This is a genomic window from Thermomonas haemolytica, assembly GCF_004346265.1.
GTDB classification, from domain to species: Bacteria; Pseudomonadota; Gammaproteobacteria; order Xanthomonadales; family Xanthomonadaceae; genus Thermomonas; species Thermomonas haemolytica.
Genome location: NZ_SMAP01000001.1, coordinates 634,428 through 658,872, shown reverse-complemented (window position 1 = coordinate 658,872; position 24,445 = coordinate 634,428). Strand labels below are relative to the sequence as shown.

The 24,445-nt window shown below is 71.7% G+C and carries 24 protein-coding genes; 10 read left to right on the top strand and 14 right to left on the bottom strand.

Going from position 1 to position 24,445, the window contains the following annotated elements; all coding sequences use genetic code 11:
* Positions 1-11: 11 nt before the first annotated feature.
* Positions 12-3,161 (bottom strand): ligand-binding sensor domain-containing diguanylate cyclase, encoded by a 3,150-nt coding sequence (locus EDC34_RS03070; RefSeq protein WP_114960159.1) that lies wholly within the window; start codon positions 3,159-3,161, stop codon positions 12-14.
* A gap of 134 nt (positions 3,162-3,295) precedes the next feature.
* Positions 3,296-4,678: an L-serine ammonia-lyase gene (locus EDC34_RS03065; protein WP_114960158.1), complete on the bottom strand. Its 1,383-nt coding sequence runs from the start codon at positions 4,676-4,678 to the stop codon at positions 3,296-3,298.
* A 66-nt stretch (positions 4,679-4,744) separates the two neighbouring features.
* Here EDC34_RS03065 and EDC34_RS03060 point away from each other — a divergent pair, with 66 nt between their 5' ends.
* Both EDC34_RS03060 and EDC34_RS03055 read left to right on the top strand, forming a co-directional pair.
* Positions 4,745-4,972 (top strand): glutaredoxin family protein, encoded by a 228-nt coding sequence (locus EDC34_RS03060; protein ID WP_114960157.1) that lies wholly within the window; start codon positions 4,745-4,747, stop codon positions 4,970-4,972.
* Positions 4,973-5,045: 73 nt separating this feature from the next.
* Entirely contained in the window at positions 5,046-8,555 is a 3,510-nt protein-coding gene (locus EDC34_RS03055) for a hybrid sensor histidine kinase/response regulator (protein WP_114960156.1), read from the top strand.
* 37 nt (positions 8,556-8,592) lie between these two features.
* Here the strand turns inward: EDC34_RS03055 and hemE are convergent, their stop codons facing one another.
* Both hemE and EDC34_RS03045 read right to left on the bottom strand, forming a co-directional pair.
* A complete protein-coding gene (hemE, locus tag EDC34_RS03050; RefSeq protein WP_114960155.1) occupies positions 8,593-9,654 on the bottom strand; it encodes a uroporphyrinogen decarboxylase in 1,062 nt (353 codons plus the stop codon).
* Positions 9,655-9,738: 84 nt separating this feature from the next.
* Positions 9,739-9,993 carry a WGR domain-containing protein gene (locus tag EDC34_RS03045; protein ID WP_114960154.1) on the bottom strand — a complete coding sequence of 85 codons (255 nt, stop codon included), beginning with the start codon at positions 9,991-9,993 and terminating at the stop codon, positions 9,739-9,741.
* 96 nt (positions 9,994-10,089) lie between these two features.
* Between EDC34_RS03045 and EDC34_RS03040 the strand changes: the two genes are divergently transcribed.
* Entirely contained in the window at positions 10,090-10,470 is a 381-nt protein-coding gene (locus EDC34_RS03040; RefSeq protein WP_114960153.1) for a VOC family protein, read from the top strand.
* Positions 10,471-10,485: 15 nt separating this feature from the next.
* On the opposite strand, the gene aroB is transcribed toward EDC34_RS03040, so the two are convergent.
* Both aroB and EDC34_RS03030 read right to left on the bottom strand, forming a co-directional pair.
* Positions 10,486-11,586, bottom strand: coding sequence for a 3-dehydroquinate synthase (gene aroB / locus EDC34_RS03035; RefSeq protein WP_114960152.1), 1,101 nt, complete (start codon positions 11,584-11,586; stop codon positions 10,486-10,488).
* The gene (locus EDC34_RS03030) at positions 11,583-12,128 is read right to left on the bottom strand and encodes a shikimate kinase (RefSeq protein ID WP_114960151.1); all 546 of its coding nucleotides are present in this window, start codon (positions 12,126-12,128) and stop codon (positions 11,583-11,585) included. The genes aroB and EDC34_RS03030 overlap by 4 nt, the downstream gene beginning before the upstream one ends.
* Positions 12,129-12,204: 76 nt before the next feature.
* On the opposite strand from EDC34_RS03030, the gene pdxH reads away from it, so the two are divergent.
* Genes pdxH through EDC34_RS03015 form a run of 3 tightly spaced genes read left to right on the top strand, consistent with a single transcriptional unit; the run spans position 12,205 to position 13,969 of the window.
* Positions 12,205-12,801 carry a pyridoxamine 5'-phosphate oxidase gene (gene pdxH / locus EDC34_RS03025; RefSeq protein WP_114960150.1) on the top strand — a complete coding sequence of 199 codons (597 nt, stop codon included), beginning with the start codon at positions 12,205-12,207 and terminating at the stop codon, positions 12,799-12,801.
* Complete coding sequence (locus EDC34_RS03020) at positions 12,798-13,148, top strand: YqfO family protein (RefSeq protein WP_114960149.1); 351 nt, start codon at positions 12,798-12,800, stop codon at positions 13,146-13,148. The genes pdxH and EDC34_RS03020 overlap by 4 nt, the downstream gene beginning before the upstream one ends.
* Entirely contained in the window at positions 13,145-13,969 is an 825-nt protein-coding gene (locus EDC34_RS03015; RefSeq protein ID WP_114960183.1) for a cobalamin-binding protein, read from the top strand. The genes EDC34_RS03020 and EDC34_RS03015 overlap by 4 nt, the downstream gene beginning before the upstream one ends.
* Positions 13,970-14,166: 197 nt before the next feature.
* Here the strand turns inward: EDC34_RS03015 and EDC34_RS03010 are convergent, their stop codons facing one another.
* The 8 genes from EDC34_RS03010 to EDC34_RS02975 all read right to left on the bottom strand — a co-directional run bounded on the left by EDC34_RS03010 (position 14,167) and on the right by EDC34_RS02975 (position 21,023).
* The gene (locus tag EDC34_RS03010; protein ID WP_132982841.1) at positions 14,167-15,180 is read right to left on the bottom strand and encodes a hypothetical protein; all 1,014 of its coding nucleotides are present in this window, start codon (positions 15,178-15,180) and stop codon (positions 14,167-14,169) included.
* 48 nt (positions 15,181-15,228) lie between these two features.
* On the bottom strand, positions 15,229-15,867 hold the full coding sequence (locus EDC34_RS03005; protein WP_132982840.1) for a hypothetical protein: 639 nt from the start codon (positions 15,865-15,867) through the stop codon (positions 15,229-15,231).
* Positions 15,868-16,293: 426 nt separating this feature from the next.
* Positions 16,294-17,640, bottom strand: a complete 1,347-nt coding sequence (locus EDC34_RS03000) for a S8 family serine peptidase (RefSeq protein ID WP_132982839.1) — start codon at positions 17,638-17,640, stop codon at positions 16,294-16,296.
* A 7-nt stretch (positions 17,641-17,647) separates the two neighbouring features.
* The gene (locus EDC34_RS02995) at positions 17,648-18,193 is read right to left on the bottom strand and encodes a hypothetical protein (protein ID WP_114960145.1); all 546 of its coding nucleotides are present in this window, start codon (positions 18,191-18,193) and stop codon (positions 17,648-17,650) included.
* A gap of 32 nt (positions 18,194-18,225) precedes the next feature.
* On the bottom strand, positions 18,226-18,843 hold the full coding sequence (locus tag EDC34_RS02990; protein WP_114960144.1) for an RNA polymerase sigma factor: 618 nt from the start codon (positions 18,841-18,843) through the stop codon (positions 18,226-18,228).
* A gap of 102 nt (positions 18,844-18,945) precedes the next feature.
* A complete protein-coding gene (locus tag EDC34_RS02985) occupies positions 18,946-19,476 on the bottom strand; it encodes a DUF4426 domain-containing protein (RefSeq protein ID WP_114960143.1) in 531 nt (176 codons plus the stop codon).
* A 24-nt stretch (positions 19,477-19,500) separates the two neighbouring features.
* Complete coding sequence (gene proC, locus EDC34_RS02980; RefSeq protein ID WP_114960142.1) at positions 19,501-20,319, bottom strand: pyrroline-5-carboxylate reductase; 819 nt, start codon at positions 20,317-20,319, stop codon at positions 19,501-19,503.
* Positions 20,316-21,023 (bottom strand): YggS family pyridoxal phosphate-dependent enzyme, encoded by a 708-nt coding sequence (locus EDC34_RS02975; protein WP_425477460.1) that lies wholly within the window; start codon positions 21,021-21,023, stop codon positions 20,316-20,318. Before EDC34_RS02975 ends, proC begins: the two co-directional genes overlap by 4 nt.
* A 116-nt stretch (positions 21,024-21,139) precedes the next feature.
* Here EDC34_RS02975 and EDC34_RS02970 point away from each other — a divergent pair, with 116 nt between their 5' ends.
* Genes EDC34_RS02970 through ruvX form a run of 4 tightly spaced genes read left to right on the top strand, consistent with a single transcriptional unit; the run spans position 21,140 to position 24,430 of the window.
* Complete coding sequence (locus tag EDC34_RS02970) at positions 21,140-22,177, top strand: type IV pilus twitching motility protein PilT (protein WP_114960140.1); 1,038 nt, start codon at positions 21,140-21,142, stop codon at positions 22,175-22,177.
* Between the two features lie 24 nt (positions 22,178-22,201).
* Positions 22,202-23,335, top strand: coding sequence for a PilT/PilU family type 4a pilus ATPase (locus EDC34_RS02965; protein ID WP_114960139.1), 1,134 nt, complete (start codon positions 22,202-22,204; stop codon positions 23,333-23,335).
* Positions 23,336-23,387: 52 nt separating this feature from the next.
* The gene (locus tag EDC34_RS02960) at positions 23,388-23,954 is read left to right on the top strand and encodes a YqgE/AlgH family protein (protein WP_114960138.1); all 567 of its coding nucleotides are present in this window, start codon (positions 23,388-23,390) and stop codon (positions 23,952-23,954) included.
* Complete coding sequence (gene ruvX / locus EDC34_RS02955) at positions 23,951-24,430, top strand: Holliday junction resolvase RuvX (RefSeq protein ID WP_114960137.1); 480 nt, start codon at positions 23,951-23,953, stop codon at positions 24,428-24,430. Before EDC34_RS02960 ends, ruvX begins: the two co-directional genes overlap by 4 nt.
* The last annotated feature ends 15 nt before the right edge of the window (positions 24,431-24,445 follow it).

The following is a 24,445-nucleotide window of genomic DNA, read 5'->3' as shown; positions in this document are numbered from 1 at the left end:
GGCTCGCTCCTTCAGGTCGCTTCTGGCAGCGACGGTGGCGGGCTGGAATCTGGTGCTGGTTCCTGTCCGTTGCGGTGGCTATTCCCGCCAGAAATCGTGCAGCTTTCGCCGAAGCGTTCCAGCAAGCCGTTCTCCACCAGCCAGCCGGGGTCGCCGCTGGCGCTGGAGAGGTCGGCGGGCAGGCGGGTTCCAGGCGCCGGACGGTAGGCCATCCAGCCGTTGCGTCCGGCGTCCTTGGCGGCGTACAGGGCGCGGTCGGCCAGCGTCACCAGCTGGTCCCAGCCGAGCAGGCGCGGGTGCTGCGGGAACAGCGGGCATTCCACCAGTCCGACCGACACCGTCAACCGGTGCTGCTGGCCGTTGCCGAGGTCGAAGACGTGGCTGCCGATCTGCTGGCACACGCGCCGGCCGATCTCGGCCAGGCCGCCGCGCGGCTGCGGCCGCAGCACCAGCAGGAACTCCTCGCCGCCCCAGCGCGCGGCGTAGTCCCCGCTGCGCTTGAGCCCTTCCAGCACCCGGCCCAGCTGTTCCAGCACGAGGTCGCCGGCGGCATGGCCCCAGGTGTCGTTGATGTGCTTGAAGTGGTCGATGTCCAGCAGTGCCAGCACCACCGCCTCCTCGCCGCTGCGGAAGGCCGGGTCGCGGTCGTAGAAGGACAGGTCGATGGGCACCTGCTGCGACAGGTAGCGGCGGTTGTGCAGGCCGGTCAGCGGGTCGGTGAAGCTGAGCTCCTTCAGGCGCGCGTTGGCGATCTGCAGGTCATGCGTGCGTTCCCGCACCAGCCGCTCCAGCTCGGCCTGGCGACGCCCGTAGCGCAGGCGCAGGGCGAGGTAGCCCAGCCACACCAGCACCACGAGCGCCAGCCCCAGCAGGATCCGGAAGGCCAAGGTCTCGTACAGGCGCGGCGGCAGCTGCAGCACCAGCGTGGCCTGCGCATCCAGTGGATCGTCGCGGGAGAAGTCGGCCAGTTCGAAGCGGTAGTCGCCGGGCGGCAGGTTGGCATAGCTGGCCTGCCGCTGCGCCGGGGTTTCCGTCTCCACCCAATCGGCGTCGTAGCCGACCAGCCGGTAGCGCAGTTGCGGCAGGCGGTCGGGGTCCAGGGCCGGCACGCTGAATTCGATCTTCAGACTACGCGCACCCAGCGGCAGGCGCAGCCGGCCAGCCTCGGCCAGCAGCGGCTTGCCGTCCACCAGCACGTCTTCGATCCGAGGCGGCCACTGCGGGCCCGGGGGCAGGCGCGCGGTGCTGACCACCAGCGCGCCATCGCGGGTGGGCAGCCACAGCTGGCCGTCGCGCAGCAGGCCGCGGCCGCTGCCCATGCCGTTGCAGCATTTGTCCTGCTGGCCGCCGGGGAGGTTGAAGCCGGAGTTGATGATGATCCGTGCCTGTACCCGCGCCTTGGGGTTGGCCAGGGCCTGGTCGAGTTCCGCCAGCCCCAGCCGGTACACGCCCTGCATGCCGGCCACCCAGAGGTCGTTGCCGACCTGGGCGATGTGGAACGGAATGTTTTCCGGCAATCCATTCGCGGTACCCAGCGATTGCCAGCGGCGGCCATCGAAAATACGCAGTTGGTCGCCGTTGCCGCTGCCCACCACCCAGCGCCCGTCACCAAGCTCGGTGATCGCGGTGACGCCGATGTCGGTGCCGTCCCCGTTCGGACCGGTCAGCGCCCGCAGCCGCCCGCCACGCCATTCGTACAGGCCCTGCGCGGTGCCCAGCAGCAGCCGGCCGTTGCGCGTCTCGTGCACAATCCGCACGCGCGGATCGACCAGCCCCTCGGCCTCCGCATAGCGGGTGAGGCGGCCGTCGGGGGCGAGCCGGAATGCGCCGTCCAGGGTGCCGAACCACAGGTTTCCCGCATGGTCGCGCAGGAGCGCAGGCACCTGCACCCCGCGCAACGGGGCCAGTGCCGGCGGGATCTCCGCGCGCGCCTGGCCTGCGCGCAGCACGGCGGCGCCGGCGCGGGTGCCGATCCAGACCTGGCCGGCCTCGGCCAGCACGCTGTAGGCCTCCGGGTGCGGCAGGCCGGACCCGGCCACCAGGCGCTGGAAACGGCCCTGCCGCCATTCCTCGACGCCATTGCCGGTGCCTACCACCACGCCGCCATCGGGCGCGGCCGAGAGCGACCACAGCAGCGGCGTGGCCAAGCCTTCGGCGCGGGACAGGCGGCGGGTACGGCCGCTCCAGGCCCGTGCCAGGCCCTCGGTCTGGCTGCCCAGCCAGAGGTTGCCGTCCTGGTCTTCGAAGAGCGTGCGGATGGCGATGCTGCCGGGTGCGTTCTCGATCCGTTCCGGCGCCTGCCCCGGGCGCAGGCGTTCGAGGTATTGCGGGGTGGCCAGCCACAGGTTGCCGTCGCGGTCGGCCGCCAGCGCCTCGATCGCGCGCACCTGTCCGCCATCGCGCCCGGGCACGACTTCCCAATGGCCAGCGTGCAGGCGCAGCAGGCCGCTGCGGGTGCCGGCCCAGAGGTTGCCGTCGAAGCGCACCAAGTGGTTGGCGCTGGCCCCGGGCAGGCTGGCCGGCAGCGGGAAGGACTGCACATGGTCACCTTCGATCCGCAGTACCTGCCCCGGCCCGCCGGCCCACAGCACGGCGCCCTCCGCCAGCAGGCTGGTGACCGGCCCCGGCAGCGCGCGTAGCCGGCGCAGGCGTTGCCCATCGGCTACGTAAAGCCCGTCCGGGCCGCCGACCACCAGCCGCCCCTCGGACAATGCCAGCGCGCCCACCGGGAAGCGTGCGATGCCGGCGGGCGCGGGCAGCGGGCGGATGCGGCCGTGTTCCAGCACCAGCAGGCCCTTGGCGCTGCCGATCCACAGCCGTCCCTGCGGGTCGGCCAGCAGCGCCTGGATCATGCTGTCCATGTTCAGCACGTCCTCGCGCTCGAAGCGGCGGAACTGCGCCCCGTCGAAGCGCGCCAGCCCGGCCTGGGTGCCCAGCCACAGGTAGCCGTCGGCGTCCTGGGCGATCGCCATCACCGTGATCTGCGGCAGGCCCTTCTCGACCCCCCAGGTCTCCACCACGTAGTCGCGGTAGGGCTTGCCCGGGTCCAGTGCCCACGCGCCGGCCGCCAGCACCAGCAGCAGCGCGGCCAGCAGCAGGCGCGGCAGCGCCCGCCACGGCCACCACCCGCGTGGCGGTCGCGTCGCCCGTGCGTGACGCATGGCGGATGCGCGAATGATCGGACCGTCCCCCGAAAGTCCCGGGATTCCAGATTACCCTGAAAGCGATAGCGGCCCGTGCGCGCGGGACTTGACCCCGGGCGGGGGCCGCGGGCCGGCGCTCGCCGCGGTGGCCTTCAGCACTCGATGACGTTCACCGCCAGCCCGCCGCGGCTGGTTTCCTTGTACTTGTCCTGCATGTCGCGGCCGGTGTCACGCATGGTGCGGATGACCTTGTCCAGCGACACCTTGTGGCTGCCGTCGCCGCGCAGGGCCATACGGCTGGCGTTGATCGCCTTCACCGCGCCCATCGCGTTGCGCTCGATGCACGGGATCTGCACCAGCCCGCCGATCGGGTCGCAGGTCAGGCCGAGGTTGTGTTCCATCCCGATCTCGGCGGCGTTCTCCACCTGCGCCGGGCTGCCGCCGAGCGCGGCGGTGAGCCCGGCCGCGGCCATCGAGCAGGCCACCCCGACCTCGCCCTGGCAGCCGACCTCGGCGCCGCTGATCGAGGCGTTCTCCTTGTACAGGATGCCCACCGCGGCGGCGGTCAGCAGGAAATCGAACACGCCCTGCTCGCTGGCGCCGGGGCAGAAGCGGTCGTAGTAGTGCAGTACCGCCGGCAGGATCCCGGCCGCCCCGTTGGTGGGCGCGGTGACCACGCGGCCGCCGGCGGCGTTTTCCTCGTTCACCGCCAGCGCGTACAGGTTGACCCAGTCGAGCACGGTCAGCGGGTCGCGCATCGCCGCTTCCGGGCGCGCCGCCAGCTCCGCGTGCAGGGCCGGGGCGCGGCGCGCCACGTGCAGCCCGCCCGGCAGCTCGCCCGGCTGGCGGATGCCGCGCGCCACGCAGTCCTGCATCGCCTGCCAGATCTCGCGCAGGCCGGCGCGGATCTCCTCTGCGCTGCGCCAGGCCTGTTCGTTCTCGAACATCAAAGCGGCGATGCCGAGCCCGCTGCGCTGGCACTGCGCCAGCAGCTCCGCGCCGCTGTGGAAGGGGTGCGGCAGTTCGGTGGTGTCGGCCACGATGCGGTCCTCCGCGGCCTCGTCCTGGTTGACCACGAAGCCGCCGCCGACCGAGTAGTAGTCGCGGGTGGCGATCACGCCGCCGTCGGCGTCGAACGCGGTGAAGCGCATGCCGTTGGTGTGGAACGGCAGTTTCTGGCGCTTGTTCATCACCAGGTCGTGCTTCTCGTCGAACGCGATCGGGTGGCGGCCGAGCAGGGACAGGCGCTTCTCGCCGCGGATGCGTTCCAGCGCGGGCGGGATCAGGTCGGGGTCGATCGCGTTCGGCCAGTGGCCTTCCAGCCCCATCAGGATCGCCTTGTCGGTGCCGTGGCCGCGGCCGGTCATTGCCAGCGAGCCGAACACCTCGGCGCGCACCCGCGCGGTGCGCTCCAGCGCGCCGTTTTCCTCCAGCCAGTGGCTCACGAAGCGCGCCGCGGCGCGCATCGGCCCCACCGTGTGCGAGGAGCTCGGGCCGATGCCGATCTTGTAGAGGTCGAAGGTGGAGACGGCCATGCGCGCTGCCGGGCTGGGGGGTTGCGTATTCTAGGCGCCCGGCGAGGCGAGACAGGACGCGGGCGTATGGGCCTGACCCTCTACCAGCGCGACGACTGCCATCTGTGCGACCAGGCCCTGGCTGCGCTGGCGGCGGCGCGCGCGCCGGCGTTTGCCAGCGTGTTCATCGACGGCGACCCGGAGCTCGAGGCGCGCTACGGGCAGCGGGTGCCGGTGCTGCGCGCGGACGCCGATGCGCGCGAGCTGGACTGGCCATTCGATGCCGCCGCGGTGCGGCGCTGGCTTGCGGGATAGCGCGCGCCGGGGGCGGCTGCGCTTGCATACGCGGCCCGGGGTTGCCAGCATCGCCGCATCCGGGGAGGGGACCATGCTTCGACGCATCGCATTGCTGCTGCTGTGGGTGGCCTGCGCCTGCAGCTGGGCAGCGGCGCCGGAGCGCCCGCGCTTCCGCATCGTGGGCCCGGCGCAGGGCCTGCCCTCGACCGAGATCAAGGCGCTGGTACGCGATGCCGAGGGCTACCTGTGGATCGGCACCGCCGACGGCCTGGCCCGCCACGACGGCATCGGCATGCGCGTGTGGCGGCACGCGCCGGATATCGCCGGCGGCCTGCCCGGAAACAATGTCCAGGCGCTGCTTGTGGATGCGCAGGACCGGGTGTGGGTGGCGGTCGAAGGCGAGGGCGTCAGCGTGCTCGATGCCGCGCGCCAGCACTTCCGCGCGCTGCGCAAGGCCACCCATCCGCAGCTCGGCAGCGACGACGTGTGGGCGATGGCCCGCCAGGGCGATGCGGTGTGGCTGGGCACCTACGACGGCGGCCTGACCCGGGTTGCATCCGATGGCGGCATGCGCCACTACGGCGTGGAGGACGGCCTGCCTTCGCCGACCGTGCTGGCGCTGGCGGTGGATGCCGCGGGCGTGCTGTGGGTGGGCACCACCAAGGGCCTGGCGCGCCAGCGCGGGGCGGGGTTCGAGGCGGTGCCGCTGCCCGGCGCGGAAGGCCCGGGCATGGTGTACGCCCTGTCCGCGCAGCCGGACGGGCTGTGGGTCGGTAGTGCGCTCGGGGTATGGCGGCATGCCGATGGGAACTGGACGCAGCCGGCGTGGGCGCCGATGTTCCAGCGCCCGAACGCGCTGCTGGCGATCGTCACCGATGCCCAGGGCGACCACTGGATCGGCAGCCAGCGCGGCCTGTGGTACCAGCAGGGCGGCCAGGCGCCGGCCCCGGTGCCGCTGGGCGGGCCGGCGATCCCACGCGCGATCAGCGCCCTGCTCGGGGAAAAGGGCGACGCGCTGTGGGTGCCGGTGCTCGGCCGTGGCCTCGGCTACCTGCGTTCGGACTGGCGCCAGATGGCGCTGTTCCAGGGCCCGGAGGACGGCCTGCACGGGGCCATGTACCGCGCGCTCGGGCGCGCGGGCGACGGCGGCGTGTGGCTCGGCGGGCTGGGCGGCGTGGTCGAGCACCTCGGCACGGACGGCAGCATCGCGCCGCTGACCGACGACCTCCTGGAGCGCCTGCGCAACGTGAAGCCGGCCGCGATCGCCGAGGATGCCGCGGGCCGCCTGTGGATCGCCCACCGCGGCGGCTTGCTGCGCATCGCCAATGGCGCGGTGGACGAATGGACGGCCGAGGACGCCAAGGCCCCGGTGCCGCCCGGGCAGGTCGGGTTCGTGCTGCCCGCGCGCGACGGCCGCCTGTGGCTGGCGGCGATCGGCGGCGGCGTGCAGCAGCGCGATCCGGCCAGCGGCGCGGTCCTGCGCGACCTGCGTGCCGAGGGTGACAGCGGGCTGGGCGAGGCCGATATCGAGGACATGGTGCTGGCGGCGGATGGTGCCCCATGGCTGGCCACCAGCACCGGTGTGCTGCGCTTCGCGCCAGCGACCAGCCGCTTCGTGCCGGTGGCGGCGATGGGCGCAGGCCGGGTGTATGCGCTTGCCTTCGATGGCCCCGACCGCCTGTGGCTGCAGCGACTGTCCGGGCTGGAGGAATACCGGCAACAGGGCGACGGCTGGCGCCGGGTCGCGCGCATCGATACCCGCCACGGCATGCCCGCGGTGGCGGCGTCGGCGCTGCTGGTGGACGCGCGCCACCGGGTCTGGATCACCACCAGCCGCGGGCTGTACCGCTGGGATCCGCGGCAGCAGCGGCTGGCCCACGTCGGCGTGCGCGACGAGGCCGGCGGCGAGGAATACCTCGACCGCGCGGCCCTGCTGCGCGACGACGGCCTGCTGGTGGCCGGCACCGCCGACGGCGGATTGCGGATGGTGGACACCGCGCTGGCCGATCCCCCGCCGCGGCGGCCGCGGCTGCATTTCGACGGCATCGCGGTGCGCCGGCACGGGCGCTGGCAGGAACTGCCGGCGCGCGCCGGCGTGCAGCTGGCGCAGCAGGACCGCGAATTGCGCATCCGCGCGCGCCTGCTGGACTTCGACGATCCCGCCGCGAACCGCTACTGGGCGCGCCTGGACGGGTTCGACCGCGGCTGGGTGGCGCTGGGAAGCAGCGGTGAGCGGGTGTTCACCGGCCTGGGGCCGGGCCGCTACGTGCTGCGCATGCGCGCGCAGGACGCGGCCGGCAATCCGTCGGCGGAGCAGGTGCTGGTGTTCGAGATCCCGCCACCGTGGTGGCGCAGCCCCTGGGCGCTGGTGGCCTATGTGCTCGCCGGCCTGCTGCTGCTGGGCCTGCTGGCGTGGAATTACCGCGCCCGCCTGCACCGTCGCCACGCTTGGCAGCTGGCTGAGGAAAAGCGCCTGCTGGCCGAGCAGGCCTCGCAGGCGAAGTCGCGCTTCCTGGCCACCCTCGGCCACGAGGTGCGCACTCCGATGACCGGCGTGCTGGGCATGGCCGAGCTGCTGCAGGAAGGGCCGCTGGACGAACTGCAGCGCGGCTACGTGCAGGCCATCCGGCGCGCCGGCGAGCACCTGCTGCGGCTGGTCAACGATGCCCTGGACCTGGCCCGGATCGAGGCCGGCAAGCTGGAGCTGGTGCCCGCCGATTTCGCCCTGCGGCCGCTGCTGGAGGAAATCGGCGCGCTGATGGCACCGCTGGCCGCGCGCAAGGGGCTGGCCTTCTTCGAGCACATCGCTGATGACGTTCCGGTCGCCGTGCATGGCGACCGCACCCGCGTGCAGCAGATCCTGCTCAACCTGCTCGGCAATGCGGTGAAGTTCACCGAGATCGGGCAGGTGACGCTGGAGGTGGAGGCACTGCAGCCGCAGGGCATCCGCTGCGTGGTGGCGGACACCGGGCCGGGATTGAACCCGGAGCAGCGCGAGCGCCTGTTCCGCCGCTTCGAGCAGGCCGAGGGCGCGCGCACCGCGGCGCGCTACGGCGGCAGCGGGCTGGGACTGGCGATCTCGCAGGAGCTGGCGGCGGCGATGGGCGGCCGCATCACCGTGGACAGTACGCCCGGGCAGGGCACGCGGTTCGTAGTGGAACTGCCGCTGGCACCGGCCGCCGCACCGGAGGAGGAGGCGCCGGTGGAGCCCGTGGAGCCGGTGCGCGACCTGCAGCTGCTGCTGGTGGAGGACGACCCGATCGTGGCGCAGGCGATCGCCGGCCTGCTGCAGGCGCAGGGGCATGCGGTCGCGCATGTCGGGCACGGGCTGGGCGCGCTGGCGGAGGCGGCGGCCTGCCGCTTCGATGCCGCGCTGCTGGATCTCGACCTGCCGGGGATGGACGGCCTGGCGCTGGCGCGGATGCTGCGCACCCAGGGCTTCACCGCGCCGCTGCTGGCGGTCACCGCGCGCTCCGATGCGCAGGCCGAGGCGCAGGCGCGCGCCGCCGGGTTCGATGCCTTCCTGCGCAAGCCGGTGACCGGCGCGATGCTGGCGCGGGCGCTGGGGTCGGTACTGGCCGGGCGCACGCCGCCGGCCTGAGCATGGCCGGGCAGGGGCATGCGTGCCCGGTCGGCGCTCAGCGCGCGCTGTAGGCGTGCACTTCGTCCACCAGCGCGGCCACGTGGTCGGGGTTCATGTCCGGCGACATGCCGTGGCCGAGGTTGAAGACGTGGCCTTCGCGGCTGCCACCGTTGCCGTCGCGGTAGCTGTCCAGCACCGCCCGCGCCTGCGCGCGCACCGCCTCGGGATTGCCGTACAGCATCGCCGGGTCCAGGTTGCCCTGCAGCGCGACGCGGCCACCGGCGCGGCGCGCGGCATCCTCCAGGGTCACCGTCCAGTCCACGCCGATGGCGTCCGCGCCGCTGCCGAACAGCGCGTCGAGGTGCGGGGCGTTGCCCTTGCCGAACAGGATCACCGGCACGTCATCGGACTTCAGCTCGCGCGCGATGCGGGTGAGATAGGGCAGCGAGAATTCGCGGTACATCGCCGGCGACAGCACCCCGCCCCAGGTGTCGAACACCTGCAGCGCCTGCGCGCCGGCCGCACGCTGCGCGGCCAGATACGCGATCACCGCGTCGGTGACGGTGCCCAGCAGGCGGTGCATCGCGGCCGGTTCGTTCAGCGCCAGCGCCTTGACCTTGCCCCACTCCTTGCTGCCGCCGCCTTCCACCATGTAGCAGGCCAGCGTCCACGGGCTGCCGGAAAAACCGATCAGCGGCACGGCCCCGTCCAGCTCGCGGCGGATCAGGCGCACCGCGTCCATCACGTAGCGCAGCTCGGTCTCCATGTCCGGCACCGCGAGCGCGTCGATGTCGGCGACGCTGCGCAGCGGGCGCTCGAACTTCGGGCCTTCGCCCTCGACGAAGTGCAGCCCCAGCCCCATCGCATCGGGCACGGTAAGGATGTCGGAGAACAGGATCGCCGCGTCCAGCGGGAACCGGCGCAGCGGCTGCAGGGTCACCTCGCAGGCCAGTTCCGGGGTCTTGGCCATCGCCAGGAAGCTGCCGGCGGCCTTGCGGGTGGCGCGGTATTCCGGCAGGTAGCGGCCGGCCTGGCGCATCAGCCAGACGGGCGTGCAGTCCACCGGCTCGCGGCGCAGCGCGCGCAGGAAGCGGTCGTTCTTCAGGGGCGTGGACACGTGGGACTCTCCGGGTAAGACGGCCGGCCCGCAGGCGCGGGCCGGTGGTGGGCCGGGCGGCGGGCGGCAGCCGCCGCGCAGCGGTTATTTCGGCGCATCGGCGCCCTGCGCGAACATCAGCTGGAAGCCCTTGCGCAGCTGGGCGTCGCGCTCCTTCTCCAGCGCCGCCAGTGCGCTGGCCTGGTCGGGGTAGAGCGTGCGCCGCAGGGTGCTGCGGCCGCCGGTCTGGCCGCTCTCGCGCAGCAGTTCCCAGCCGCCCAGCAGGTCGGGCTGGAGCTGGAGCTGGACGAAGCGCGGGGCTTCGCGGCCATCGGGGCGTTGTTGCAGCAGCAGGCGCATGGGGCGGCATTGTAAGGTGCAGGACCGGCGCCCGTACGCTCCGGCGCTCTTGCGCCGGCCGGACGCGCTGGACGGGAATCACTTCTGGAGAGCGACATGCAGCGCGTGACCGGCATCGGCGGCATTTTCTTCAAATCCCCGGATCCCAAGCGTCTCGGCGCCTGGTACCGGACGCATCTGGGCGTGGATGTCGCCGACTGGGGTGGCGCGGTGTTCACGTGGGGCGGGCCCGATGGCGCGCCCGGCATGACCCTGTGGACGCCGTTCGCCGCGGACACGGACGTCATGGCTCCCAGCGCCGCGCCGTTCATGGTGAATTTCCGGGTCGCCGACCTCGACGCCCTGCTGGCCGCGCTGCGGGCGGAGGGCTGCGAGGTGCTCGACAAGCGCGAGGACTCGGAATTCGGCAAGTTCGGCTGGGTGATGGACCCGGACGGCAACAAGGTCGAGCTGTGGGAGCCGCCGCCGGGGCAATGAGTCCCGCGCGGATGGTCAGCTGGCCTCACCCAGCACCGACCGCACCGCGGCTTCGTCCACCCCGGACACCACGTGCGCCAGCCCGGGGCCATTCCAGAGGATGAAGCGCAGCCCGCCGGCCTGTGCCTTCTTGTCCAGATGCATGCGGGCCAGCAGTGCCTCCGGCGCCAGCCCGGCGGGCAGCGCCACCGGCAGGCCGAAGCGCAGCAGCAGCGTGCGCAGCGCCTCCGCGTCGGCCCATGAGGCCAGCCCCAGCGTCGCCGACAGGCGCGCGGCCAGCAGCATGCCCACCGCCACCGCCTCGCCGTGGTTGAGGCCGCGGCCGTAGCCCTGCTCGGCCTCGATGGCGTGGGCGAAGGTGTGGCCGAAGTTGAGCAGCGCGCGTTCGCCGTGCTCGTGCGGATCGCGTTCGGTGATCGCGGCCTTGTGCAGGCAGCTGCGGGCGATGGCCTCGGCCAGCGCGGCGGTATCGCCTTCCAGCAGCGCCTCGGCATGTGCCTCGAGCCAGGCGAGGAAGGGCGCATCCACGATCGCGCCGTACTTGATGACCTCCGCCAGCCCGGCGCGCAGTTCGCGCGGCGGCAGCGTGCGCAGGGTGGCGGTATCGGCCACCACCGCGCGCGGCGGATGGAAGGCGCCGACCAGGTTCTTGCCCTGCGGGATGTCCACCGCGGTCTTGCCGCCCACCGAGGAGTCCACCATCGCCAGCAAGGTGGTGGGCAACTGCACGCAGTCGATGCCGCGCATCCAGCACGCGGCGGCGAAGCCGGCGAGATCCCCGACCACCCCGCCGCCGAGCGCGAACACGCAGGCGTCGCGGGTGGCGCCGAGCGCGGCCAGGGCGTCGATCACCGCGCCGAAGTTGGCCAGCGTCTTCTCCGCCTCGCCGGCGCGCAGCACGTGGCGGCCGATGCGCAGCTCCGGATGCGCCGCGTGCAGCGCGTCCTCCACCGCCTGCGCATACAGCGGCGCCACGTGGCTGTCGCTGACGACGAGCACATGGCGGCCGCGCAGGGTTTGCGCCAGCAGCGTGCCATCAGCGAGCAGGCCCGCGCCGATGTGGATGCGGTAGGGGGCCACCCCGCCGACTTCGACCGTGCGCATCGGCGCGCTCATGCCGGCACTGCCTCGCGCTCGGCCAGGCGTGCGGCGAGCGCGGCGGCGGCGGCGTCCGGGGCGAGCGTGCCGGCGTCGAACAGCAGGTGCGCGGCCTCGCGGTATAGCGGTTCGCGCTGCGCCTGCAGCTGCGCCAGCCGCGCCGCCGGGTCGGCGCCTTCCAGCAGCGGGCGACTGCGGTCGTCGCGCAGACGCTCCAGCTGCAGCGCCGGCGCGACGGTCAGATACACCACCGTGGCCTTGGCGCGCATCGCCGCACGGTTGCCGGCATCCAGCACCGCGCCGCCGCCGGTGGCGATCACCGCCTCCGCCGTCTCCAGCGCGGCGGCCAGCGCCTGCGCCTCGCGCCGGCGGAAGCCCGCCTCGCCCTCCTGCGCGAAGATCGCCGCCACCGTCTGCCCGGCCTCGGCTTCGATGCGCGCATCCAGGTCCACGAAGCTACGCCCCAGCCGCGCCGCCAGCGCCTGGCCGAGGGTGGTCTTGCCCGCGCCCATGGGGCCGATCAGGACGATGGGGGCGGATGCAAGGGCGGGCGCAGGCATGTGCACATGCTAGCAGCGCTGGTCCGGCGATCACTGCCAAGGTGCAGGGATGCCAGGCGCGCGCGACAATGGGGGCATGAGCACACTGCCCGATGTCATCCTGCACACCTTCGATGCCCTGTTCGCCGAGGCCGCGGCGGCAGGTGAGCCCGACCCCACCGCGATGACCCTGGCCACCGCCACGCGCGACGGCGTGCCTTCGGCGCGCACCGTGCTGCTGAAGGCGCACGATGCCCGCGGCTTCGTGTTCTACAGCCACCTCGATGGGCGCAAGGGGCGCGAGCTGCAGGCCAATCCGCGCGCGGCGCTGCTGTTCCACTGGCCGCGCGTGCGCGAGGGGGTGCAGGTGCGGATCGAGGGTGCGGTGGAGCTGGTCTCCGATGCCGAGGCCGATGCCTATTTCGCGACCCGTCCGCGCGGCAGTCAGCTCGGTGCCTGGGCCTCGCGGCAGTCCGAGACGCTGGAGTCGCGCGCGGTGTTCGAGGCGCGTCTGGCCGAATTCGAGCGCCAGTTCGCCGGGCGCGAGGTGCCGCGCCCACCGCGCTGGACCGGGTTCCGGGTGGTACCGCATGCGGTGGAGTTCTGGTACGGCGCGCAATACCGCCTGCACGAGCGGCATCTGCACACGCGCGATGCGGACGGCCGCTGGACCGAGCGGATGCTGTATCCATGACCTTGCAGCCGGCTTACCGCGTCAGCGTGCAGGTGCCACCCGAACATCTGCAGGCGGTGCAGGAGGGAATCTGTGCAGTGGAACCCCTGCGGGGTGGCCACTACGACCGCGTGATGTGGATCGACGCGGTCGGCGAGGAGCAGTTCCGTCCGTTGCCGGGTGCGCATCCCGGCTATGGCCGCATCGGTGAGCTGGCGAAGGTGCCCAGCGTGCGCCTGGTGTTCGTCCTGCCGCGCGATCCCGAGCGCCTGGCGCGGGTGATCGAGGCCGGCATCCGCCCGCACCATCCCTGGGAAGTGCCGGCGATCTTCGTGGATGAGTGCTGGATCTGGGCGCCGCCGTCATGAGCGGGCCGCGCCGCATCGTCTGCCTGACCGAAGAGCCCACCGAGGTGCTCTACGCGCTGGGCGAGCAGGACCGTATCGTCGGCATCAGCGGCTTCACCGTGCGCCCGCCGCAGGCGCGGCGCGAGAAGCCCAAGGTCAGCGCGTTCACCTCGGCCAGGATCGACGAGATCCTGAAGCTTGCGCCGGACTTCGTGGTCGGCTTTTCCGACATCCAGGCCGACATCGCCGCTGAACTGGTTCGCCGGGGCGTGGAGGTGTGGATCAGCAACCATCGCAGCGTGGCGGGCATCTTCGACTACGTGCGCCGGCTCGGCGCGCTGGTCGGTGCCGGCGACAAGGCGAATGCGTATGTCGATGGCCTGCGCCGCGGGTTGGAAGCCATCGAGCGCGAAGCGGCAATGCTGCCGCGGCGGCCGAAGGTCTATTTCGAAGAGTGGGACGAGCCGCCGATCACCGGCATCCAGTGGGTGGCCGAGCTGGTGCGGATCGCCGGCGGCGACGACCTCTTCCCCGAACGCGCGCGCGAGCCGCTGGCGAAGGCGCGCATCCTCGAGGACGCCGATGAAGTGATCCGCCGCGCGCCGGACATCATCCTCGGCAGCTGGTGCGGCAAGAAGTTCCGCCCGGAAAAGGTGGCTGCCCGTCCCGGCTGGTCGGCGATCCCTGCCGTGCGGGACGGGCAGCTGTTCGAGATCAAATCGCCCATCATCCTGCAGCCGGGGCCGGCGGCGTTGACCGATGGGGTGGCAGAGATCGCCCGCATCGTGCGCGCCTGGGCGGCGCGGCAGGCATCGGCTGGGGGAGCGGCCGGCGGCGACTGATCCCGGAACGGAGAAAGAGGCGCGAGACGCCTTACACGCACCGCCTTGCCCGGCTTGCGATGAAGCAGCGGGGCGATCCGGAGAGGGTGGGGCGTCCCTGCCCCCGGCGGCGCGAACCCGGCGCCGCCGTGGTGATGCGATGGCGGCGATCACCGGCCCATCACACCCCTTCCCGGATCAATCATGCGGCTGCGGTCTCACTGCGTCTGGGTGCCGTCGCGCTCGCAGTGACCCTTGAATGACACCCAGTGCCAGCCCGCCGGGCATTTGCTGATCGTCGGGCCGGCGCTGCGCTTGGCCGTGCTGCCATCGGCCGACTTGACCGGAATCGCAACCTGTTCACTGCCAGGGCCATTCGGACGCGCCAGGCGATCCTCGATCGGCTTGGGCGCTTCAGGACGGTTGATCAGTACCGGCCGTCCGGGCTTGTCTTGCTTGTCCGTCGCCTGCGGGCCGTTGCTGCCACAGTAGGGCGGGCAGATCTGCACGTGATCCTGCCCGGAGGCGGCCTGCTTGGCCGTCGCGGCGGGCGGCGTTGGATTGGTCGGCGTGGGCTTCGCGCAACTGGTCTGGCCGTTCTTCAGGTGGACGACCACGTAGCCGGGAGGACAAGGCAGGGCCGGTTCCACCGGGTTGCCGCCCGGGTTCGGGATGATGCCGCCATTGCCGACGCCGGGCTTGGGCAGCGGCCGCGGTGCCGGCGGCATCTGGCCATTGCCCATGCCCGGGTCGCGCGGCATCTGGCCATTGCCCATGCCGGGATCACGCGGCATCTGGCCATTGCCCATGCCGGGATCACGCGGCAGATGCGGTGCGGTGGGCAGTTCGACCGCGCCACCGACGCTGCGCGGCTTGGGCGGCAGGGGGTCGACCGGGTGCGGCGGCGGGGGCGGATCGTCCTGCATGCCCGGCTGGCGCGGGAGGCCGGGCGCGGCATTTCCCGGCGCCTGCGGCGGCAGCGTGCGGCGATTATCGGGGTTATACCTGCAATCCGGCCACGGCTTGCACCATTTCTCATTGCTGCTGGGCTGCTTGATGGTGATGCGCTGTGCGCTGGATTGCCCATTGTCAGTGCTTTGCGCGTGGGCCAGACCCAGGCTGAGCGAGCCCAGGACGAGCAGCAGCGGAAGATGGAATGTTCTGGACATGGCAAGTTCCTTGTCAGTCGATTGAAGAACGTGGAAAGGCGCGGTGGGGCTGTGTATCCCCACCGTGGGGGTAGGGTCAGTCACAGCGCAGCAGGCATGTGATGCCTGCGATCAGCGGATGTTGCTGATCGAGTTCTTGACGGTGTCATGCTTGGTTTTGAGCGGCTGGGCAGGTGCCGTCTGCTTGCCCGTGAGGGGGTCGGTGGCCATCCCGGGCGCGATCTGCTCCCCACACAGCGGCGGGCAGGGGCGGTTTGCATCAGCTTCGCGGGTGTGCGGCGTGATCGAGCCGGGTTTTGCGATGACCATGCCGCGGCGGATGTCCTTTTTCTCGATCCCGCGCAGCTGCGCTGCATCGGCCGGCGCCGGCGCTGGCGTTTGCATCCGCGTCGCCTGGCTGTCTGCATCGCGATGATCTCCAAGACCTACGCTGGCTGAATTTTTCCTCCGCGCCGCGTCGGCCTTGGTGAGCTTGGCGCCGGCGGCGATGGCATCCACCGGCGCGGGTTGCCGGCTGGCCGGCCCCATGGTGCCGGCCGCGTTGCCGGAGGCGCCTGGTGTGGACTGCTGCAGTCTGAAATTCGAAGGCAGCCATTGTTTTTGATGGCGCGCGGAGATTGGCGATGCAGGCGTGGCTTGCGCGGCCTGCTCCTGCCCGACGGAAGACGGGTGCGCCTGGGCCGGGGCGAGGGACGCAAGACCCAGCAGAACGGAGAACGGCAGGTAGTGGCGGCGGGCAAGCAGATCCATGACGAAGCTCCTTGAAACTATGCGGGGCGATGGAAACCGCGGTAGGTGCAGGTGGCACACGTGCGAGAAATCGGAGGAAGCGCAACGTTTTTTTTGAAGGCCAGACAGAACGGATCCGTCTTGTGGGAAGCGTTCAGGAAAGTCTGGCCAACGCCAGATCCGGCACGGGTGCGGATTCGACGCACGCGCATCGATCGCCTGCATGATCGATGCGCGACCGGCCAACCATGGCCTTAGGGAGCCCTTTTGAGTTGTGATCCGAGGCTTCTTCGGTTTCTTGGGTAGATCCGTGCAGCGCCGCTGCGCAGGTGCGTGGATGCGCTGCGTCTTGCGCCGTCCCGGATTGCGGGCGCGGGCGGCTTGCATGAGGGATGCCGCAGCTTGCCTTCTGCGCCGGACCGGCGCGGCTCGCTATGCGTGAGGAGGTCAGGGCGCGTCTGGTTGCCAGCGCAACAGGCCGCAGCCCGTCTGCGGGTCGCGTCCGGCCGGTGGCAGGTCGATGGCCTGCGCGCACAGCACGGCCGCCGTTGCCGGCAGGCCGCGCGCCAGCCGTTGCGCGGCCCAGGCGGTGACGAACGGGGCGGCGAACGAGGTGCCGGTCAGATAGCGGCCGCCCGAGACATCGAGTGCAGGCACCCAGACCTCGACGCCGGGCGCGGCGATGCTGATCCAGCTGCCGCGGGTGCCGTCGCGGTAGGGGCGGCGTTGGGCATCCACGGCGGCGACCGCGATCACGCCCGGCAAAGCGGCAGGATATGTCAGCCCGCCCTGCGGGCCGCCGTTGCCGGCCGCCGCGATGAGTGCCGCCACTTTCGCCTGTGCCAGCGTGAAAGCGCGGGCCGTCACGGCATCCGGGGCGGCGCCCAGGCTGACATTGATCACCTCGGCGTTCTGCCGCAAGGCCCAATCCAGGCCGCGCAGGACATCCAGTGCGCGCGCCTGCGCCTGGCCGCGCGCATCCGTGCCGAGCACGGCGGCGTTCAGCAGCATCACCCCGGGGCTGAGGCCGAAGAAGCCCGGTTGCGACGTGCCGCGTCTCTGGCAGGCCAGCAGGCAGGCCACGCTGGTGCCATGCTGGCCGGGATCGCCGCCGTTGCCGAAGCGGGCCTGGCTGAAGCCGGCCAGTTCCAGGCCGATGGCCGGATCCACCGCGCCATCGATGAGGGCTACCCGCACCGGGCGGGCGAGCGGCTGCGCTGCCTGGACTCCCAGCAGCGCGGCGGCATACAGCCGGCCGGGATGTTGGCCCGGCAGCGGCGCCGGATTCGCAGCCGGGGCGGCCACCGTTTGCGGGCGCCACAGCGGGGCCAGATCCACGGTGACGTCAGGATGCGCTGCACGCAGCCGCTGCAGTGCCTCGGGCAGGGTGTCGGGCGCGCCCTGCAGTTCGGCCACCACCAGGCCCAGCGCTTCCAGGGAGGTGCTTTCCACCAGTTGCAACCCTGCCTCTGCTGCCAGTTGGGCCGGGTCCAGCCCGCCGTCAGCCGCGAACGCCAGCAGCGCCCGCCCCGGAGCGTAGGCGGGTGGCGGTGATGGCGCATCGAACAGGCGGCGACCGAGCCGGAGCACCTGATTCAGATCGATCTGCATGCCCACGCCAACGCCGACGGCGCTGCTGTGGCTGCGGCCTGCGTCCGTGGGCTGCTGGACGGGAGGCGGCGCAGGGGGCTTGGGCGGCGTGCCGGGGGTGGTCTGCGCCAGTGCCGGCAGACTGGCCAGCGCCAGCAGCCATGCTGAAAACCGCGCAATGGCAGGCCGCTGGCGAGGCATCATGGCGCGCTCACGACGCCGGGGCCAGGGTCGCACTGTCCACCAGCGGGCTGCTTTGCAGGCGTTGCAGTGCCTGCTCGGCCATGTCCGGCGCCACTTCCAGGGTGTACAGCCCGAGCGCGCTCGGCCCCTGCACCACGCTGGCCTGCAGTTGCAGCAGCAGGGTGTTGATGTCGGCCAGGCGTGCATCCGCGGCAAAGGCCACCGCAAGGCGCGTACCCGCCGCGGGCGTCGTTGCGGCCGGGCCCGCCAGCGGCTCGAACGCCGCTGGCGCGCGGGCAGGCGAGAGCGTCATCGGTGCCAGCAGAGCCAACGCCAGCGCCGCGCAGGCGGCGCCACTGGCGAAGCTCAGCGTCGGCAGCCACCAGGACCGCCATTCGGCCAGGCGCTCGGCCAGGCGCGGCCGCTTCCGGGCCGCCGGAGCGGGGGGGAGCTGGGCCTGCAACCGCCGCCAGGCTTCGCGCTGGTCCACGCGCGGGGTGGCGGCATCCCAGTGTTGGCGCAGGCGATGGGCGAGCGCATCGTCGCGTGGCAGGCGGGCGTCGTGTTCGTCCATGTCATCAGAGTCGCTGGGGAGGATGGTTTTTTTCAACGCGGATTCTTGGCGCCGTCCGCCAGGCGCTGCCGCAAACGCTGGCGCGCCAGATGCAGCCGGGTGCCGACGGTTGCCTGCGGCACCTGCTGGATGGCGGCGATGTCGGCCAAGGACAAGCCTTCGTAGGTGAACAGATACAGGGCCTCGCGCTGGACTTCCGGCAGGGTCTGCAAGGCCTCCTCCAGGCGGAAGGCATCGCATGCCTGACACAGTCGTTCCAGCGGTGAGGGGTCCGGATCGGTGGCGGTGGCGAGCAGGGTTCCGTCCTCGTCTGCAATCTCCCGCCATGCCTGCCCACGTGCCCGCAGGATGTCTGCGATCTTGTGGCGGGCGATGCCAAGCAACCAGGCGCGCAGCGAGGATGTCTTTGCCAGCGAGCGATGCGCCTGCTGCCACAGCGCCAGCAGGGTGTCATTGAGGACGTCGCGGGCATCTTCGGGTGAGCCAAGCCGGCGTAGGGCAAAGGCGAACACCGCCTGCCCATGCAGGTCGAGTATCTGCCGCAGCGCATCCTGGTCGCCAGCTGCCGTGCGCTCCAGAAGGTGGCGGTCATGAGGTGGTTGTAGTGCGCAAGTCGTTGTGTCTTGCTCCATCTGGAAATCCCCTCCCATGCGCCGTCCAATTCTGTCCGGGGCCAGCCATCCGATCCAGACGCCCGGCCGTCGCAGGAGTGGCTGATGGGGGCAGGGGACGACAGTACGCGCAGGCAGGCGCTAGCGCGGATATAGGTCGGCGCTGGCGTCGAATTCGGCGCGGGCGCCGTGGCGGGTGGCGGTGAGGTGGAAGCGCACGTTGGCCGGTGGGCGCGCGGCGAACACGCCGATGTAGTCGGTCAGCCCGTCCACCCGGATCGGCTGCAGCGCCAGCCCCCGCGGCGGATCCGGCAGCACGCTGGCGGTGGCGGTCAGGACCAGGTCGTCGGGCGCCAGTGCATCGCCGTTGGCGTCGCGCAGGGTCACCAGCAGCAGCGCCCCTTGCTGGCGCGCATCCAGCCCGTAGCGCGCGGCCATGGCGGGATCGAGCTGGGCGATGTCGAGCGCGGTGGCCTGCAGCACCGCGTCGCCCGCGGTGGCCGTGGTGGTGGCATGGCTGGCGCTGGCGGCGAGCTGTGCGCCGGCCGGTTGCGGCACCGAGGTTCCGCCGCAGCCGGCCAGCAGCAGGGCGGCCAGCAGCGGCAGCGCGCCGGCCGGCACGCTGGCCAGCGCTGAAGATGCAGGGAAGAGCGGGCGAGGCGGCAGGGGCATGATGGCGCTCCCGGTGGGCGGTGTTCAGTCGTTGGCGGCGGACAGTTCGGCGCCGCGCACGCGCGCGGCATGGATGGCGGCGGCGACCAGCGCGCGCAGGCCGCCGGCTTCGAAGGTCTCGATCGCGGCCTGGGTGGTGCCGCCGGGCGAGGTGACGCGGCGGCGCAGTTCGCTGGCATCGGCATCGGATTCGGTGAGCATGCGCGCCGCGCCCAGCACGGTCTGCAGGACCAGGGCGCGTGCGGCCTCGGGCGGCAGGCCTTCGCGCTGGGCGGCGTCGACCATCGCCTCGGCCAGCAGGAAGACATAGGCCGGACCACTGCCGGAGACGGCGGTGACCGCGTCCATCTGCGCCTCGCTGTCGATCCACACCGTGGTGCCGGCCGCGGACAGCAGGGCCTGCGCGAAGTCGCGTCCGGCGGCATCCACCGCAGGGCCGGCATACAGCCCGGTGACCCCGGCGCCGAGCAGGGCGGGGGTGTTCGGCATCGCACGCACCACCGGCAGGCCACACCCCAGCCAGCGGTCGATCTGGGCGGTGGTGATGCCGGCGGCGATCGACACCACCAGCGTGCGCTGTGCCTGCGCCAGCGGCGCCAGTTCTTCGCAGACCGCACGCATCACCTGCGGCTTGACCGCCAGCACCCAGGTGCCGGCGCCGGCCACCGCCTGCGCGCCGTGTTCGCAAGCCGTCACGCCGAAATCCGCCTGCAGCGCCGCGCGCAGCGCCGCCACTGGTTCGGCCACGCGGATCGCGGCCGGGGCGTGCCCGCGCGCGACCAGTCCGCCGATGAGGCTGCGTGCCATGTTGCCGCCGCCGATGAAGGCGATGTCGTGGTTCATGCGGGTTTCTCCTGCTTGGGCGGGCGTGGCCCGAACAGGGCGCTGCCGATGCGCACCATGGTCGCACCTTCCGCGATCGCGTCCAGGTAGTCCTCGCTCATCCCCATCGACAGGGTATCCACCCCGGGGTGGCGCGCGGCAAGGGTGTCGAACAGGGCGGACATCGCGCGGAACGCGGCGCGCCGGCGCGCCATGTCCGGGTCCGGGGCGGGGATCGCCATCAGCCCGCGCAGGCGCAGCGCGGGCTGGGCGGCGATCGCCTGCGCGAGCGCGGGCACGTCCTGCGGCCGGCAGCCGGATTTGCTGGCCTCGTCGTCGATGTTCACCTGCACCAGCACGTTCAGCGGGCCGGCCTCGGGCGGGCGGTGGCGGGCCAGCGCCTCGACCAGCTTGGGGCGGTCCACGCTCTGCACCCAGTCGAAGGCCTGCGCGGCCTCGCGCGCCTTGTTCGACTGCAGGTGGCCGATCAGGTGCCATTCCAGCCCGAGCGCACGCAGGGCGGCGATCTTGGGCAGGGCCTCCTGCACGTAGTTCTCGCCGAACGCGCGCTGGCCCTGCACCGCCAGCGCCGCCACCGCCTCGGCGCCGCGGGTCTTGGACACCGCCAGCAGGCGGGCGGCTGGCCTGCCGGGGCGGGGTTTTGCGTTGGCGATCGCAGACAGGATCGCCTGCAGGGGTGGCGGGGCGGCGGCGGAAGTGCTCACGGAGGTTGAATGCGGGCGCGGATGGTGCTCATACTGCCTGCGGGGTGCCACCGATGCTACCGTGCGCTGGGCCGCACGGCGGCGACTACCGATCAGGACGCGTTGGGGAGCTACGCATGGATATCGCCGAACTTCTGGCATTTTCGGTCAAGAACAAGGCCTCGGACCTGCATCTTTCCGCAGGGCTGCCGCCGATGATCCGCGTGGACGGCGACGTGCGCCGGATCAACATCCCCGCGCTGGACCACAAGCAGGTGCACGCGCTGATCTACGACATCATGTCGGACAAGCAGCGCCGCGACTACGAGGAATTCCTCGAGGTGGACTTCTCGTTCGAGATCCCCTCGCTGGCCCGCTTCCGCGTCAACGCGTTCAACCAGAACCGCGGCGCCGGCGCGGTGTTCCGCACCATTCCCTCTGAGGTACTGACCCTGGAGGATCTCGGCTGCCCGCGCGTGTTCAAGGAGCTGATCGAGCAGCCGCAGGGCCTGATCCTGGTGACCGGTCCGACCGGCTCGGGCAAGTCGACCACCCTGGCGGCGATGATCGACCACATCAACAAGAACGAATACGCGCACATCCTCTCGGTCGAGGATCCGATCGAGTTCGTGCACACCTCGCAGAAGTGCCTGATCAACCAGCGCGAGGTCCACCGCGACACCCACGGCTTCAACGAGGCCCTGCGCTCGGCGCTGCGCGAGGACCCGGACTACATCCTGGTCGGCGAGCTGCGCGACCTCGAGACCATCCGCCTGGCGCTGACCGCGGCCGAGACCGGCCACCTGGTGTTCGCGACCCTGCACACCAGCTCGGCGGCCAAGACCATCGACCGCATCATCGACGTGTTCCCGGCCGGCGAGAAGCCGATGGTGCGCTCGATGCTGTCGGAGTCCCTGCGCGCGGTCATCAGCCAGGCGCTGCTGAAGAAGATCGGCGGCGGCCGCACCGCGGCGTGGGAGATCATGGTCGGCACCCCGGCCATCCGCAACCTGATCCGCGAGGACAAGGTGGCGCAGATGTACTCGGCCATCCAGACCGGCCAGGGCCAGGGCATGCAGACCCTGGACCAGCACCTGCAGGAGCTGGTGAAGCGCAGCATGGTCAGCCGCCAGCAGGCCCGCGAATACGCCAAGGACAAGCGGTTGTTCGAATAAGCGCCCCCGCGCAGGAGCATTCCGATGAGCAGCATCGACTTCACCTCGTTCCTCAAGCTGATGGCGCACCAGAAAGCGTCGGACCTGTTCATCACCGCCGGCATGCCGCCGTCGATGAAGGTGAACGGCAAGATCAGCCCGATCACCCAGAACCCGCTGACCTCGCAGCAGAGCCGCGACCTCGTGCTCAACGTGATGACGCCGCAGCAGCGAGAGGAGTTCGAGAAGACCCACGAGTGCAATTTCGCGATCGGCGTGGCCGGGGTCGGCCGCTTCCGCGTGAGCTGCTTCTACCAGCGCAACCAGGTGGGCATGGTGCTGCGCCGGATCGAGACCCGGATCCCCACGGTCGAGGAGCTCAACCTGCCGCCGATCATCAAGACCCTGGCGATGACCAAGCGCGGGATCATCCTGTTCGTGGGCGCCACCGGCACCGGCAAGTCCACCTCGCTGGCGGCGATGATCGGCTACCGCAACCAGAACTCGACCGGCCACATCATCACCATCGAGGACCCGATCGAGTTCGTGCACAAGCACGACGGCTGCATCATCACCCAGCGCGAGGTCGGGATCGACACCGACAGCTGGGAGAACGCGCTGAAGAACACCCTGCGCCAGGCCCCCGACGTGATCATGATCGGCGAGATCCGCACCCGCGAGGGCATGGACCACGCGATCGCGTTCGCCGAGACCGGCCACCTGGTGCTGGCGACCCTGCATGCCAACAACGCCAACCAGGCAATGGACCGCATCATCAACTTCTTCCCCGAGGACCGTCGCAACCAGCTGCTGATGGACCTCTCGCTCAACCTCAAGGGCGTGGTGGCGCAGCAGCTGATCCCCACCCCCGACGGCAAGGCGCGGCGGGTGGCGATGGAGATCCTGCTGGGCACCCCGCTGGTGCAGGACTACATCCGCGACGGCGAGGTGCACAAGCTGAAGGAAGTGATGAAGGAATCCGTGCAGCTCGGCATGAAGACCTTCGACCAGAGCCTGTTCGAGCTGTACCAGGCCGGCGAGATCAGCTACGAGGACGCGCTGCGCTACGCCGACTCCGCCAACGAGGTGCGGCTGCGCATCAAGCTGGCGCAGGGCGGCGACGTGCGCACCCTGGCGCAGGGCCTGGACGGGGTGGAAGTGGCCGAAGTCGGGCGCTGACGGCGGCCCACGGGGGCGCTGGCGGGCGCCGGCCGCGCGCTAGAATGCGCGCATGGAACCGCCCCGCCAGAACTTCGGCAACCACCTGCTGATCGCGCTGCCTTCGCTGCGCGACCGTTATTTCGAACGCAGCGTCACCCTGATCTGCCAGCACGATGCCGATGGCGCGATGGGCATCGTCGTCAACCGCGCCTCCGAGTACACCGTGGGCGAGGTGCTGCGGCAGATGGGCATCGCCAGCGAGGATCCCGCGCTGCAGGCGCAGGCGGTGCTGGCCGGTGGCCCGGTGCACCCGGAGCGCGGCTTCGTCCTGCACGACGGCGGGCAGCCCTACGATTCCAGCCTGGCGGTGGGCGATGGCCTCTACCTGACCACCTCGCGCGACGTGCTGGAGGCGATGGCGCGCGGCGAGGGCCCGCCGCAGGCGCTGGTGGCCCTGGGTTGCGCCGGCTGGGGCGCCGGCCAGCTGGAGCAGGAGCTGCTGGACGACAGCTGGCTGCTGGCCCCCAACCGCGCCGACGTGCTGTTCCATCTGCCGCTGGCGCAACGCTGGCAGGCCGCGGCCGGCAGCATCGGCATCGACCTGCTGAACCACGCCAGCCACAGCGGGCACGCATGAGCACGCCGCCCGCCGCCGCGCCCGCCATCCGCGCCGACGGCACCGTGCTGGGGTTCGACGTCGGCCTGCGCCGGATCGGCGTGGCGGTGGGCAACGCGCTCACTGGCAACGCCAGCGCGGTCGCGGTGATCGACGTGCATGCCGCCGGCCCGGACTGGGCGCAGGCCGAGCGCCTGCTGCGGCAGTGGCGCCCGGACGGCCTGGTGGTCGGCGATCCCATGACCCTGGACGGCGGCGACCAGCCGATCCGCAAGGCCGCGCGCGCGTTCGCGCTGGAGCTGCAGCGCCGCAGCGGGCTGCCGGTGGTGATGGTCGATGAACGCAACAGCTCGCAGGAGGCCGCGCGCCGGTTCGCCGCCGCCCGCGCCGATGGCCGCCGCAAGCGGCGCGATGCCGAGGTGCTGGACGCGGTGGCCGCGGCGGTGATCGTCGAGCGCTGGCTGGCCGCGCCGCGCGATGCCCATCCGTTGCCCTGATCCTTCCGCTTTCCC